The following is a 12,087-nucleotide window of genomic DNA, read 5'->3' as shown; positions in this document are numbered from 1 at the left end:
ATCAAGGGCCTCACCGCCGAAGTCGGCGCCTCCCTCACCAGCGGCGCCGCCATCTGCGAGATCACGGACTGACCGCAGGCACAACGAACAGCGAAGCGCCCGGCGGACCGGAATGTTCGGTCCGCCGGGCGCTTCGCTGTGTGCGGGGCCGGTCGTTCCGGTCCGCCGTCAGCGCCGACGCCGACGAGGGGCAGAGCCGCCGTACGGGTCAGCGCCGCCGCATGTCCGCCACGCGGTTGCGTTCGGGCTGCTGGGGCTGGTCGGTGAGGACGCCCGTGGGGCGGATGCCGGGCATGTGCCCGCGGCGGGGGTTCGGGAGGGGCACGTCCCGGCGCTGCTGGCGCGCCGGGACCGGGTCACCCCCCTGGCTGCCGGTCGCCCCGGCCACGGCGATCTGCACCCCCTGGTCGGCAAGGGCCTGGAGCTCGGTCTGGGCACGGTCGTCGTGAGCCGGTGGCTCGTCCGTGACCAGGCGGGTGATGACGTCGGTCGGGACCGTCTGGAACATCGTGTCGGTGCCGAGCTTGGTGTGGTCGGCGAGGACGACGACCTCTGCGGCGGCCTGGACGAGAGCCCGGTCGACGGACGCCGAGAGCATGTTGGACGTCGAGAGCCCGCGCTCGGCGGTCAGCCCGCTGCCCGAGAGGAAGGCACGGGAGACGCGCAGCCCCTGGAGGGACTGTTCGGCGCCGCTGCCGACCAGGGCGTAGTTGGAGCCTCTGAGCGTGCCGCCGGTCATCACGACCTCCACGCGGTTGGCGTGGGCCAGCGCCTGGGCGACCAGCAGGGAGTTGGTGACCACCGTCAGCCCGGGGATGCGGGCGAGCCGGCGGGCCAGCTCCTGGGTCGTGGTGCCGGCGCCGACCACGATGGCCTCGCCCTCCTCCACGAAGGTGGCGGCGAGATCGGCGATGGCCGTCTTCTCGGCGGTCGCGACATGGGACTTCTGCGGGAAGCCCGACTCGCGGGTGAACCCGCCCGGCAGCACCGCACCGCCGTGCCGGCGGTCGAGGAGTCCTTCGGCCTCCAGTGCCCGCACGTCCCGCCGTACGGTCACTTCGGAGGTCTGGACGACGCGGGCGAGCTCACGGAGCGACACGGCCCCGTTGGCCCGCACCATTTCGAGGATCAGTTGGCGACGTTCTGCAGCGAACACGAAACTGACAGTAACGCGGGCGACCGTCTGGTTTCAGCAGTATGCGCCGAATAACGGAAGTTGTTCGCACGGTTCGACGGGAAGTGGTATAGGGGCCTAGGCCCGCCGACTATGCCGCCCGCATGCGCGACGACACACCGTCACCGGCCGGCGCGACCCCCCGTGACCTGCGCGGACGGCTCCCCACCAGCGACGGGGAGCCGCACCGGACCATCAGACCTCGCCGGCGGTCTTCCGGGTGTGCAACTGCCGGGCGACCTCGGCGATCGAGCCCGACAGGGACGGGTACACGGTGAACGCGTTCGCGATCTGTTCGACCGTCAGATTGTTGTCGACCGCGATCGATGCGTTCCGTATGCCGGGGCCGAAGGCTTGCCCAACCTGATTGTCAGTCAACTGTGCTCGTGATTAAGCTACTTGTTCAGCATTGCACCATGGAACGACTACCTCGTACGCATGAGGGCGTCCCACCGGCGGCTCCTGGAAGCCCCCTGGTCAGACACCTTCTCCGTCACGTTCGGCGCACCGGTTTCTCACGGAACCGCACTCGTCGGACCTGCCGCAGGCGTACGACTCCCTCGGTCCACCACTGGAATGCGCGAGCGCCGAGCGCCCTCGCGTGACGGAGTGCAGGAAGACGGACCTCAGCGGTCGGCCTCCTGCGTAGAGCCACACGGCTCCGAGGAGGCTGGACATGTGTGCTGCCCAAACGTATGCCGTCCCTCAGGCGGACGCGCCGGGGACCATCGCCCTGTGCGACGAATCGATGCGCCAGAGACACGGCGCCGGCGGTATTTATCTGCTGTCCGCGGTCATCGTGCCCTCCCCCGCACTGCCCGCAGTGCGCGACCGCATGAGGGGGCTGCGGTTGCCCGGGCAGCGCAAGAAGCTGCATTGGCGGGACGAGTCGGCACCTCGGCGCGCACTGGCTGCCGAGGGCCTGGCCGCCCTGAACGCCGACATCGTCGTCGCCACGTGGTGCGGCATGGCGCACGACAAGCAGGAACGGGCCCGACGCAAAGCGATGGAGGGCCTGCTGCTGGACTTGGGACGGCGGCGAGTGGCTCACGCCGTTTTCGAGTCCCGCGGCCCTGAACGGGATCGCGCCGATGTGTCCGCGTTGGCCGGACTGCGCCGATCCGGGATACTGCCCCCTTCTCTGCGCGTGAGCCACACGCCGGGTGACGACGAGCCCGCCCTGTGGTCCGCCGACATCGCGGCCGGCGCGTACAGCACCGCCGTGAGCGGGGCGCCCGACTACTGGCTGGCGGCTCTGCTGGGCTCCAAGGGAACCGTGCTGACCTGCGGAGCCTGCGGGACGCCTCACGCCCCCCTCGCGCCGCCGGAATCCGTCTGAGCAAGCGCGAAGGCCAGGCGTCCGTCGTCCGGCGGATGGCCTGGCCTCACTTCCGGCCCCTCCTGGGGCCAGCATCACATCCACTCTGCCTCCCCGTGCATCGAGGGTCAAGCGGAAGGTCTGACACGTATGAGTGACGTCGAGCCCGTCTACGAACTGCCCGAAGACGAATACCGCAACCGCGTCGGAGTCCTGCTCGACCGGCTGAGAGATCTACAGGTCCGGGACATGCGAGCGGTCAGGGCGGCTGCCGAGCGCATTCTCGAGCACCCCGACGGCACCACGCACACGGTCGAATCCGCGGCTCAGCTGCTCAGCGCGGTCATCGACCCGCGGGCCGTCCGAGCCAACCAGATACGGTCCCAACGCGTACGCGGCGGCCGCATACTCCACTTGCTCCGCGCCACCGTGTGGACACCCCTGTTGCTGGTCGACGCGACCAACGGCCGCTTCGTGGTCGGCCAGGCCTACCTCTCCGACCCGCAGGTGACGCCCGGGACCACGTCAAAGGTGGCGCTCGCGGCGCCGGACTCCTCCGGAAGCGTTCCGTCGCTGATCTACCGCGGCACCCGGCAAGCGGTGGCCACCGCACTGGACGAGAACGCGGCGTACGTGATCCAGGAGAACTCCTGGGAGTCCGACATCCGGATCAACGGCATCCTCATGCCCCTGCTCGCCGGGCATGTGGAGTACCGCTTCACCGATGCCCCGCCGCGCCCCGCCGTCGGCGTCGTGGACGGGACGTCGCGCACCGCGTCGGCGCACCGGATTTTGGAACTCACCGAATCCGACATCGTCGCGGCCTCGCCCGACTCCCAGCGCAAGTGGCTCACCCGACGCCTGAAGGACCTGACGCATGATGTGGAGGCGCTCGCCTCCGCCGGCGAGCCGGACGAGGAGGGACTGATGACGGCGGAGGGGGTGGTGAACGCCCTCACCGCGGAGGCCGACCTCATCGTCGGCTGGGGCTGGGACAGGCAGACCGGCAGCCACCCGACCCGTGTCGAACCCACGTACGCAAGCACGCTCAACCTCGCCCTCGGGGCGCAGAACATCGAGCCGAAGGCGTTCTCTGCCGAGGCGCAGGGCACCCTCCTCGCGGAACGATCCGTGAACACCCTTGCGGACTACGGTCTGATCACTCCGACGGAACTCGCCTACGCGCTCGGGCGCGAGGACGTGACCCAGGTGGCGCGGGATCTGGGCTTCAGCCCGCACCGTGACGAGCGCTGCGCCTGGCTCATCCGTCTCATGACGACCCCGGAACCGAGGTTCCGCAAACTGCTGAACGAAGCGCTGAACACGAAGGCGTTCTCCGCCAAGAATCGCTCCCGCCCTACCCTTGAACTCGCTTTGCGTTCCTTCTCCGGTCACGACCACCAGTACCTCGACCGGGCCCGCAACGCCGCTGCGCATGCTCTGTGGACGGACGTGGGCTCCGCTCCCTGGAGTGTCACGTCCCGCCCCGACGATCAGGCTCTCGATGAGTTGCAGGGCAAGGCACTGGCCGAGGTGCACAACGGACAACCGGGCCCGAGCTGCCAGGAAGTCGCGGCGAGGGGCATCGTTCCGCTCCTCGCGCTGGGCGGTCTCGGCGTCGACCGTGGTTCCGCCCGGTTCCGAGGACAGCCGGCGGTCGTGGTCGGCCGCATGATGCGAAGTGAGTGGGGCATCCGGCAGCTCATCGCCACGGTCCGGGCCGCCCGCGAGGGCCGTCCCTTCCCCCGGCTCGGCTCCGACGGCGGGGAACTGCCCGAGGACGCGCAGCCGAACACCCCGTCGTACAACAATGACTGGCTGCGCGAACAGGTGCTCAGCGAAGACGTCGTCACACCGGTCACCGAGGCCGAGGCGCCTGAGAAGCTGCTCTTCCAGTCGCTCCGGTCCGCCTGGGACGCACTGGAGAGATACCGGGAGCTGAAGGACCCGGCCTACGACTCCCTCACCGACGACAAGTGGCGAGAGGCGGCCAGGACGGCGGACCGGTTGTCCAAGAACTTGGACAAGTACGTCCGGGAAGAGGACTGAGAAACCGCCCCTGCGGGTGTCGGGCCACGTACGGTTCCCGTGTCCCGACACCCCGCGGGATCAGACCTCGCCGGCCGTCTTGCGGGTGTGCAACTGCCGGGCGACCTCGGCGATCGAGCCCGACAGGGACGGGTACACGGTGAACGCGTTCGCGATCTGTTCGACCGTCAGATTGTTGTCGACCGCGATCGAGATGGGGTGGATCAGTTCCGAGGCGCGCGGCGCCACGACCACACCGCCGACGACGATCCCGGTGCCCGGGCGGCAGAAGATCTTGACGAAGCCGTCCCGGATGCCCTGCATCTTCGCGCGCGGGTTGCGCAGCAGCGGGAGCTTGACGGCCCGGGCGTCGATCTTGCCGGCGTCCACATCGGCCTGGGTGTAGCCGACGGTGGCGATCTCGGGGTCGGTGAAGACGTTCGACGACACCGTCTTGAGGTTCAGCGGGGCCACCGCGTCGCCCAGGAAGTGGTACATGGCGATACGGCCCTGCATCGCGGCGACGGACGCGAGGGCGAACACGCCGGTCACGTCACCGGCGGCGTACACGCCGGGGGCGGTGGTGCGGGAGACCTTGTCGGTCCAGATGTGGCCCGACTCGCGCAGCCTGACGCCGGCCTCCTCCAGGCCGAGGCCCGCGGAGTTCGGGATCGCGCCGACCGCCATCAGGCAGTGCGAGCCGGTGATGACCCGGCCGTCGGCGAGGGTGACCTCGACCCGGTCGCCGACCCGCTTGGCGGCGGCGGCGCGGGAGCGGGCCATGACGTTCATGCCGCGGCGGCGGAAGACGTCCTCGAGGACGGCGGCGGCGTCCGGGTCCTCGCCGGGCAGCACGCGGTCGCGGGAGGAGACGAGGGTGACCCGGGAGCCGAGGGCCTGGTAGGCGCCGGCGAACTCGGCGCCGGTGACGCCGGAGCCGACCACGATGAGCTCCTCGGGCAGCTCGGTGAGGTCGTAGACCTGTGTCCAGTTCAGGATGCGCTCGCCGTCCGGCTGGGCGTCGGGCAGCTCACGCGGGTGACCACCGGTGGCGATCAGTACGGCGTCGGCGGTGAGCGTCTCCTCGGTGCCGTCGGCGGCGGTCACGACGACCTTGCGGGAGCCGTCGAGGGCCTGCATGCCCTCCAGCCGGCCACGGCCGCGCATGACCCGGGCGCCGGCCCGGGTGACGGAGGCGGTGATGTCGTGCGACTGGGCGAGCGCGAGGCGCTTCACACGCCGGTTGACCTTGCCGAGGTCCACGCCGACCACCCGGGCCGCCTGCTCCAGCGGCGGGGTGTCGTCGGCGACGATGATGCCGAGCTCCTCGTAGGAGGAGTCGAAGGTCGTCATCACCTCGGCCGTGGCGATGAGGGTCTTGGACGGTACGCAGTCGGTGAGCACCGACGCCCCGCCCAGACCGTCGCTGTCGACGACGGTCACCTCCGCACCGAGTTGCGCGGCCACCAGGGCCGCTTCGTATCCGCCGGGTCCGCCACCGATGATCACGATCCGAGTCACGTATTCCATTGTCCCGCACGCTTCAACCTGCTACCGCCTCGGGGGCGGTCTGTGAGGCGTCCGTCACCGCAGTGACGCACACGCCACTGCCGTACCCTTCGTGCATGTCGCTCTACGCCGCGTACGCCGGCCATCTCGACGCGCGGCTGATGTCGCGTCGCGCCCCGCACTCGCCGCTGCGCGCCACGGGCTGGCTGAACGGCTGGCGGCTGACGTTCGGCGGGGAGCAGCTGGGCTGGGAGGGCGCGCTCGCGACGATCGTGGAGGACCCGCTGTCGCAGGTCTTCGTGGCGTTGTACGACATCGCCGAGATGGACGAGGCCTCGCTGGACCGCTGGGAGGGCGTGGGCCTGGACATCTACCGGCGCATGCGGGTCCGGGTCCACACGCTGGACGGCGAGGAGCGCGCCTGGACCTACGCGCTGAACGCCTACGAGGGCGGGCTGCCCTCGGCCCGCTACCTGGGCGACATCGCGGACGCGGCGGAGTCGGCGGGCGCGCCGCACGACTATGTGATGGAGCTGCGGAAACGGCCCTGCTGAGCGCTCCGCGGGGTGCGTTGTCGTCTGCGGCGCGTTGTCGTCTGCCGGTGCGTTGTCATCTGCCGGTGCGTCGTCTGCGGCGCGCTGTCACCTGCGGTGCGTAATCACCTGTGGTGCGCCGTCACCTGCGGCGCGTTGTCACCTGCGGTACGTCGTCGTCTTCCGGTGCGTTGTGGCTGGTCGCGCAGTTCCCCGCGCCCCTTTTTTGCCTGCGGCGGCCCGTGCGGATGCGTGGTCGGTTGCTGTCGCGCCAACGGTGCGTTGTAGATCGGGGCCGGGGCGGGGGGTGTCCGTCCTCGGTCCGGCCGGCCGCTTCCGACGAGCGCTCAGTGTCTCGGTGCCGGACGCTGCGGGCGGACACCCCCCACCCCGACCCCTTCCCGTCGTACGCGGGTGCGGGCCGTCTTCGGCGGGTGCGGGCCGTCGCCCCGGGGCGACGGCGAGGGCCCTGTCACAGCACCTCGTCGGAAACGACAAGACAACGATCCCCATGCCGTCGGCTCTGACATCTACGCGCGTAGGCGAAGAGCGGCTACCCTCGATGCCGTGAACGCATCTCTTCTTCCGGACGACATCCAGGGCGACCCGTACGCCGCCGCCGACGCCGCCGCCGCGCGCCTGCGCGAACTGACCGGTGCCGAGACCCACGACGTCGCCCTCGTGATGGGCTCCGGCTGGGCCCCGGCCGTCGACGCCCTGGGCGCCCCCGAGGCCGAGTTCCAGGTCACCGAGCTCCCCGGCTTCCCGCCCCCGGCGGTCGAGGGCCACGGCGGCAAGATCCGCTCGTACCGCATCGGCACCAAGCGCGCCCTGGTGTTCCTGGGCCGTACGCACTACTACGAGGGCCGTGGCGTCGCCGCCGTGTCCCACGGGGTGCGCACCGCCGTCGCCGCCGGCGCCAAGACCATCGTGCTGACCAACGGCTGCGGCGGTCTGCGTGAGGGCATGCGTCCGGGTCAGCCGGTGCTGATCAGCGACCACATCAACCTCACCGCCACCTCCCCCATCGTCGGCGCCAACTTCGTCGACCTGACCGACCTGTACTCGCCGCGGCTGCGCGCGCTGTGCAAGGAGGTCGACCCCACACTGGAGGAGGGCGTCTACGCCCAGTTCCCCGGCCCGCACTACGAGACCCCGGCCGAGATCCGCATGGCCCGTGTCATCGGCGCGGACCTGGTCGGCATGTCCACCGTGCTCGAGGCCATCGCCGCGCGTGAGGCGGGCGCCGAGGTGCTCGGTATCTCCCTGGTCACCAACCTCGCCGCCGGCATGACGGGCGAGCCGCTGAACCACGAGGAGGTCCTGCAGGCCGGCCGCGACAGCGCCACCCGCATGGGCTCCCTGCTGGCGCAGGTGCTCGACCGCCTGTAAGCACGCAGAACCACCGACGAGGAGAGGCTGAACCGACCGTGCACGACGAAGTCATCGCCCGGGCCAAGGCGTGGCTGGCCGAGGACCCCGACGCGGACACCCGTGAGGAACTCGCCCGGCTGATCGACGCCGAGGACGTCAAGGAGCTGACCGACCGCTTCTCCGGCACCCTGCAGTTCGGCACCGCCGGCCTGCGCGGGGAGCTGGGCGCCGGGCCGATGCGCATGAACCGCACGGTCGTCATCCGGGCGGCGGCGGGCCTCGCGTCGTATCTGAAGAAGAACGGTTCCGAGGGGGGCCTCGTCGTCATCGGCTACGACGCCCGCCACAAGTCCGCGGACTTCGCCTACGACACGGCCGCCGTGATGGTGGGCGCCGGTCTGCGCGCGGCGGTGCTGCCGCGGCCGCTGCCGACCCCGGTCCTCGCCTTCGCCATACGGCATCTCGGCGCCGTCGCGGGTGTGGAGGTCACGGCCAGCCACAACCCGCCCCGGGACAACGGCTACAAGGTGTACCTCGGCGACGGCTCCCAGATCGTGCCGCCCGCGGACGCCGGGATCGCCGCGGAGATCGCCGCGATCGGCAGCCTGACGACGGTGGACCGCCCGACGGAGGGCTGGGAGGTCCTGGACGACGCGGTCCTTCAGGCGTACCTCGCCCGTACGGACGCGGTCCTCGCCCCGGACTCGGCGCGCACCGCCCGTACGGTCTACACGGCGATGCACGGTGTCGGCCGGGACGTCCTGCTGGCCGCGTTCGCCCGGGCCGGCTTCCCCGAGCCGGTGCTGGTCGCCGAGCAGGCCGACCCGGACCCGGAGTTCCCGACCGTGGCCTTCCCCAACCCGGAGGAGCCCGGCGCGATGGACCTGGCGTTCGCCAGGGCCCGCGAGACGGAGCCGGACCTGGTCATCGCCAACGACCCGGACGCCGACCGCTGCGCGGTGGCCGTGCGCGACGGCGCGGACTGGCGGATGCTGCGCGGCGACGAGGTCGGCGCGCTGCTCGCCGCCCACCTGGTGCGCCGGGGCGCGCGCGGCACGTTCGCCGAGTCGATCGTCTCCTCCTCGCTGCTCGGCCGGATCGCCGAGAAGGCGGGCCTGCCGTACGAGGAGACCCTGACCGGCTTCAAGTGGATCGCCCGCGTGGAGGGTCTGCGGTACGGCTACGAGGAGGCCCTCGGCTACTGCGTCGACCCCGACGGCGTGCGCGACAAGGACGGCATCACGGCCGCGCTGCTGATCACGGAGCTGGCGTCGGAGCTGAAGGAGCAGGGCCGCACCCTGCTCGACCTGCTGGACGACCTCGCGGTGGAGCACGGGCTGCACGCCACGGACCAGCTGTCGGTCCGGGTCCAGGACCTCTCCCTGATCGCCGAGGCCATGCGCCGGCTGCGCGAGCAGCCGCCGACCGAGCTGGCGGGCCTTTCCGTGGTCAGCGCGGAGGACCTCACCCAGGGCACGGAGAAGCTGCCGCCGACCGACGGCCTGCGCTACACCCTGCGGGGTGCCCGCGTGATCGTCCGCCCGAGCGGCACCGAGCCCAAGCTGAAGTGCTACCTCGAGGTGGTCGTGCCGGTGTCGGCGCACGACGACCTCCCGGCGGCACGGGCGACGGCGGAGCGGCAGCTGAGCGCCATCAAGCGGGACCTGTCGCAGGCCGCGGGCATCTGAGCCGCCACCTCCGGCGTCTCAGGACCTGCCACCGGGGCACCCTCGTCGGGGGTGCCCCGGTGGTGCGTTCCGCGCACGGCCGGCGCCGGTGGGACCCGGCTCGGTCACCGGGCCTGCGCCGCGTGCTCCTCCTCCACGAAACGGCCCTCGCCCACCATGAACCGCCACACGAGGGCATGGCCGAGGACGACCAGGGCGATCAGCATCAGCGCCTCGGCCTGGATGGGGCGCAGCCCGACGTGGCCGGCGAGTTCCGGGAACGCGCCGACGACCGCGATCAGGGCGTAGAGCAGGCCGGCGCCGGCCTGGTGCCGGGCGACGAAGCCGTCGCCACGGGTGCGGGACAGCAGCCGCAAGGTGCAGGCGCAGCCGACGACGGCCAGGACGACGAAGGCCGCCCGCCAGATCTGTGGCTGCCCGGCGCCGACCTGGGCGAACAGGCCCATCACGGCGGGCAGCAGGAAGGACAGGTAGACCCCGCCGACGACGCGGCGCTGGGCGGGGTCGCACACCCAGTCGTCGTGCTTCTGGACTACGTTCCACCACAGGCCGACCAGCGTGAAGCAGGTCGTGGAGAAGAGCGCGTAAAAAGTGGCGATGTTCATGACGGCGAGCGTCGCAGCGCTCGCGGCTCCGCCGTGCACCCCACGCCCGGCACCCGCCGGAACGGACTAGATCCCGCCGGGCGGCTCGCTCAGCCCGTTGCCGCCAGGATCGCCAGGAGTACCGCACCCGCGACCGCCGGGGCGATCACCTCGTAGGCCCAGCGGACGGTGACCTCGCCCTGGGCGGATTCCTCGGTGCAGCGGTCGTCGCGGAGCTGCTTCAGGTCGTCCATGGCCTTGTCGGTCTGCGCGCGCGGCGGCTCGGTGCGGCCGGCGCCCGTGCCCGGCGTACCGAGGAGGCCGCCCTCCTGGCCGCCGGCCGCCACCGCGCGTGCCTGCTGCCGTGCCGCCCGCTTGCGGGCCCGCAGCGAGACCGGCAGGGCCCACAGCTGGTACTTGGTGCCGGAGACCGTGATCACCTCGTTGGAGTAGCCGGAGCGCAGCCCCGCCACCGTGCCCCACGGCAGGACGATCACCCGCAGCGGGTTGCGCACGCGCAGCCGGTCCTCGTTCACGAAGATCGCCGGGCGGATGGTGTACGCCACCACCAGCGGCACCACCAGCAGCAGCCCGGCCAGCGCCAGCCACGGCGTGCGGCCGTGCCCGACGACGACCGCGTCGATGCCGAGCCAGCCGGCGAGGGCCAGCAGCATCACGCCGGAGGCGATGCCGGCGGACGACCGGTGGACGCGGTCCTTGGCCTCGGGGGCCTGCGACGCTGGTGACGGGTGCTCCGGGGTGGTCATGGCCCCGATTGTGCCCGACGGCCCGGCCGGACCCCGTACGCGGTACGCCGGGCGCACCGGTCCCGCGCGTGGCGGCCGTCCCGGTCCACCCCCACGACCTCGAGGGCTATACATCCGCTACGCGCGTAGATATGCTCGTCTGGTGACCATGCCCACTACCGCACCCACAGCTCACGGACTCTCGGATGTCACCGCGTCCGACAGCACGCTGCGCCGCTTCCTCCACGGGCTGCCCGGCGTCGACGCGGTCGGCCTGGAGGCGCGCGCCGCGTCTCTCGGCACCCGATCCATCAAGACCACCGCGAAGGCGTACGCCATCGACCTCGCCATCTCGATGGTCGACCTGACGACGCTGGAAGGCGCGGACACCCCGGGCAAGGTCCGGGCGCTCGGCGCCAAGGCGGTCCTGCCCGACCCGACCGACCGGACGACCCCCACCACGGCCGCGGTCTGCGTCTATCCGGACATGGTGGCCGTCGCCAAGGAGGCCGTCGCCGGCTCCGGCGTGAAGGTCGCCTCCGTCGCCACCGCCTTCCCGGCCGGCCGCGCCGCCCTGGAGGTGAAGCTCGCCGACGTGAAGGACGCCGTCGCCGCGGGCGCCGACGAGATCGACATGGTCATCGACCGTGGCGCGTTCCTCGCGGGCAAGTACCTCAAGGTGTACGACGAGATCGTCGCCGTGAAGGAGGCCTGCGGGACCTCGGCCCGCCTGAAGGTCATCTTCGAGACCGGCGAGCTGTCGACGTACGACAACATCCGCCGCGCCAGCTGGCTGGGCATGCTCGCCGGCGCCGACTTCATCAAGACCTCCACCGGCAAGGTCGCCGTCAACGCCACCCCCGCCAACACGCTCCTGATGCTGGAGGCCGTGCGCGACTTCCGGGCGCAGACCGGTGTCCAGGTCGGCGTGAAGCCGGCCGGCGGGATCAGGACCAGCAAGGACGCGATCAAGTTCCTCGTGCTGGTCAACGAGACCGCGGGCGAGGACTGGCTGGACAACCACTGGTTCCGCTTCGGCGCCTCCTCGCTGCTCAACGATCTGCTGATGCAGCGCCAGAAGCTGGCCACCGGCCGCTACTCCGGCCCCGACTACGTGACGGTGGACTGATCAT

General features: G+C 71.3%; 11 protein-coding genes. 6 read left to right on the top strand and 5 right to left on the bottom strand.

The window, feature by feature from the left end; genetic code table 11:
- Nucleotides 1-208: 208 nt before the first annotated feature.
- The gene (locus tag AB0E88_RS33325; protein WP_361638393.1) at nucleotides 209-1,156 is read right to left on the bottom strand and encodes a DeoR/GlpR family DNA-binding transcription regulator; all 948 of its coding nucleotides are present in this window, start codon (nucleotides 1,154-1,156) and stop codon (nucleotides 209-211) included.
- A gap of 213 nt (nucleotides 1,157-1,369) precedes the next feature.
- Nucleotides 1,370-1,552: a hypothetical protein gene (locus AB0E88_RS33320; RefSeq protein ID WP_361638399.1), complete on the bottom strand. Its 183-nt coding sequence runs from the start codon at nucleotides 1,550-1,552 to the stop codon at nucleotides 1,370-1,372.
- Nucleotides 1,553-1,850: 298 nt separating this feature from the next.
- On the opposite strand from AB0E88_RS33320, the gene AB0E88_RS33315 reads away from it, so the two are divergent.
- The gene (locus tag AB0E88_RS33315) at nucleotides 1,851-2,513 is read left to right on the top strand and encodes a hypothetical protein (RefSeq protein ID WP_361638392.1); all 663 of its coding nucleotides are present in this window, start codon (nucleotides 1,851-1,853) and stop codon (nucleotides 2,511-2,513) included.
- A gap of 129 nt (nucleotides 2,514-2,642) precedes the next feature.
- Nucleotides 2,643-4,541: a hypothetical protein gene (locus AB0E88_RS33310; protein WP_361638391.1), complete on the top strand. Its 1,899-nt coding sequence runs from the start codon at nucleotides 2,643-2,645 to the stop codon at nucleotides 4,539-4,541.
- Between the two features lie 60 nt (nucleotides 4,542-4,601).
- On the opposite strand, the gene AB0E88_RS33305 is transcribed toward AB0E88_RS33310, so the two are convergent.
- Nucleotides 4,602-6,050: an NAD(P)H-quinone dehydrogenase gene (locus AB0E88_RS33305; RefSeq protein ID WP_361638389.1), complete on the bottom strand. Its 1,449-nt coding sequence runs from the start codon at nucleotides 6,048-6,050 to the stop codon at nucleotides 4,602-4,604.
- A 95-nt stretch (nucleotides 6,051-6,145) separates the two neighbouring features.
- On the opposite strand from AB0E88_RS33305, the gene AB0E88_RS33300 reads away from it, so the two are divergent.
- The 3 genes from AB0E88_RS33300 to AB0E88_RS33290 all read left to right on the top strand — a co-directional run bounded on the left by AB0E88_RS33300 (nucleotide 6,146) and on the right by AB0E88_RS33290 (nucleotide 9,624).
- The gene (locus AB0E88_RS33300; protein WP_361638387.1) at nucleotides 6,146-6,583 is read left to right on the top strand and encodes a gamma-glutamylcyclotransferase; all 438 of its coding nucleotides are present in this window, start codon (nucleotides 6,146-6,148) and stop codon (nucleotides 6,581-6,583) included.
- A 546-nt stretch (nucleotides 6,584-7,129) separates the two neighbouring features.
- Entirely contained in the window at nucleotides 7,130-7,954 is an 825-nt protein-coding gene (locus AB0E88_RS33295; protein ID WP_361638385.1) for a purine-nucleoside phosphorylase, read from the top strand.
- A 38-nt stretch (nucleotides 7,955-7,992) separates the two neighbouring features.
- Nucleotides 7,993-9,624: a phospho-sugar mutase gene (locus AB0E88_RS33290; RefSeq protein ID WP_361638383.1), complete on the top strand. Its 1,632-nt coding sequence runs from the start codon at nucleotides 7,993-7,995 to the stop codon at nucleotides 9,622-9,624.
- 104 nt (nucleotides 9,625-9,728) lie between these two features.
- On the opposite strand, the gene AB0E88_RS33285 is transcribed toward AB0E88_RS33290, so the two are convergent.
- Both AB0E88_RS33285 and AB0E88_RS33280 read right to left on the bottom strand, forming a co-directional pair.
- Nucleotides 9,729-10,229 carry a hypothetical protein gene (locus AB0E88_RS33285; RefSeq protein WP_361638381.1) on the bottom strand — a complete coding sequence of 167 codons (501 nt, stop codon included), beginning with the start codon at nucleotides 10,227-10,229 and terminating at the stop codon, nucleotides 9,729-9,731.
- A gap of 89 nt (nucleotides 10,230-10,318) precedes the next feature.
- Nucleotides 10,319-10,975, bottom strand: coding sequence for a PH domain-containing protein (locus AB0E88_RS33280; protein WP_361638379.1), 657 nt, complete (start codon nucleotides 10,973-10,975; stop codon nucleotides 10,319-10,321).
- Nucleotides 10,976-11,123: 148 nt separating this feature from the next.
- On the opposite strand from AB0E88_RS33280, the gene deoC reads away from it, so the two are divergent.
- A complete protein-coding gene (gene deoC, locus AB0E88_RS33275; RefSeq protein WP_361638397.1) occupies nucleotides 11,124-12,083 on the top strand; it encodes a deoxyribose-phosphate aldolase in 960 nt (319 codons plus the stop codon).
- Nucleotides 12,084-12,087 lie beyond the last annotated feature (4 nt).

Origin of the sequence: Streptomyces sp. NPDC028635 (genome assembly GCF_040637635.1) — a bacterium.
Lineage (GTDB): Bacteria > Actinomycetota > Actinomycetes > Streptomycetales > Streptomycetaceae > Streptomyces.
Note: the sequence above shows the minus strand (reverse complement) of the source record. Positions and strands in the feature narration are given on the sequence as shown.

Bases quoted from the DNA above. Each gene is read 5' to 3' on its own strand.
- AB0E88_RS33315 (WP_361638392.1), top strand. From the start codon at position 1,851: ATGTGTGCTGCCCAAACGTATGCCGTCCCTCAGGCGGACGCGCCGGGG.
- AB0E88_RS33310 (WP_361638391.1), top strand. From the start codon at position 2,643: ATGAGTGACGTCGAGCCCGTCTACGAACTGCCCGAAGACGAATACCGC.
- AB0E88_RS33305 (WP_361638389.1), bottom strand. From the start codon at position 6,050: ATGGAATACGTGACTCGGATCGTGATCATCGGTGGCGGACCCGGCGGA.
- AB0E88_RS33300 (WP_361638387.1), top strand. From the start codon at position 6,146: ATGTCGCTCTACGCCGCGTACGCCGGCCATCTCGACGCGCGGCTGATG.
- AB0E88_RS33285 (WP_361638381.1), bottom strand. From the start codon at position 10,229: ATGAACATCGCCACTTTTTACGCGCTCTTCTCCACGACCTGCTTCACG.
- AB0E88_RS33280 (WP_361638379.1), bottom strand. From the start codon at position 10,975: ATGACCACCCCGGAGCACCCGTCACCAGCGTCGCAGGCCCCCGAGGCC.
- deoC (WP_361638397.1), top strand. From the start codon at position 11,124: ATGCCCACTACCGCACCCACAGCTCACGGACTCTCGGATGTCACCGCG.